General features: G+C 68.3%; 1 protein-coding gene. It reads right to left on the reverse strand.

The window, feature by feature from the left end; all coding sequences use genetic code 11:
- On the reverse strand, positions 1 to 1168 hold a 1168-nt coding region (locus tag ACK4TH_RS12010), incomplete at both ends, for an efflux RND transporter permease subunit (RefSeq protein ID WP_409626776.1).

A 1168-nucleotide genomic window follows, 5' to 3' on the forward strand; every position in this document is an offset into this window, starting at 1 on the left:
CATCTGCCCGGTCGTTTGCGAACGCACGTACAGGCGGCCCAGATCCTCCGGCCGCGCACGGTACGGTGCATCGGCCTGCATCGTCACCCGGTAGGTGCGCCCCGCGCGGTTGAAGTCGTTGACATAGAGCGACCCCATCTGGGCCTGCAGCGCCGCGAACACCTCGTTGACCGGCACGCCCAGCGCCAGGGCCTTCTCGCGGTCCACCTCCACCCGCAACTGGGGCACCGTCGGGCGAAAGAAGGTTTGCGCCTTGGCCAGCACCGGATGGGCGTTGAGCGCGGTGATGAAATCCTGCGTCACCTGCGCCAGCCGCTGGGGATCCGCCTCACCACGGGCCTGAACGTACAGCTCGAAGCCGCCGGCCTGCCCCAGCCCCTGGATGCCGGGCGGATTGAAGGCGAACGCCAGCCCGTCCTGCAACGCAAAGCCCATGCCGCTGACCTGCTGCGCGAGCTGCTGCGAGGTCTGCTGGCGCTCCTCCCACCGCTTCATCGGGATGAAGATGGTCGCCGCGTTGCTCTTGGCCCCACCGCCGATCAGGTCGAAGCCGTTGATGATGAAGAAGCTGTCGATGGCCGGGTTCTGCGCGTTCATCAGCCGCAACTGCTCGGTGGAGCGCTCGGTGCGCGCCAGCGTGGCGCCGTCGGGCAGCACCACGGCGGCGATGATGTAGCCTTGGTCCTCCTCCGGCACGAAGCTGCCGGGCACACGGGCGAACAGCCAAGCCGCCCCACCCAGCATCAGCGCAAAGCCCAACAAGGCCAGCACGCGGCGCCGCAGCGCCAGATCCACCGCGCCCAGAAAGCGGTGCGTCAGCCGGTCGAACGCGCGGTTGAACGGCGCAAACAGCCGCTGCAGCCGGGTGTCGCCGTCGAAGTGTGGCTTGAGCAACACCGCACACAGCGCCGGCGTCAGGGTCAGCGCGACCACGCCCGACAGCACCACCGCGATCGCCACCGTCACCGCGAACTGCCGGTACAACTGCCCCGCGATACCGCCCATGAAGGCCACCGGGATGAACACCGCGCACAACACCAGCACGATGCCCACCACGGCGCCCGAGACCTCGCGCATGGCCTCGATGGACGCCGCCATCGGGCTCATCTTTTCCTCGCGCATCAGGCGCTCGACGTTTTCCAGCACCACGATGGCGTCATCCACCCCG

The organism is Tepidimonas sp., from assembly GCF_046292505.1.
Classification (GTDB): domain Bacteria; phylum Pseudomonadota; class Gammaproteobacteria; order Burkholderiales; family Burkholderiaceae_C; genus Tepidimonas.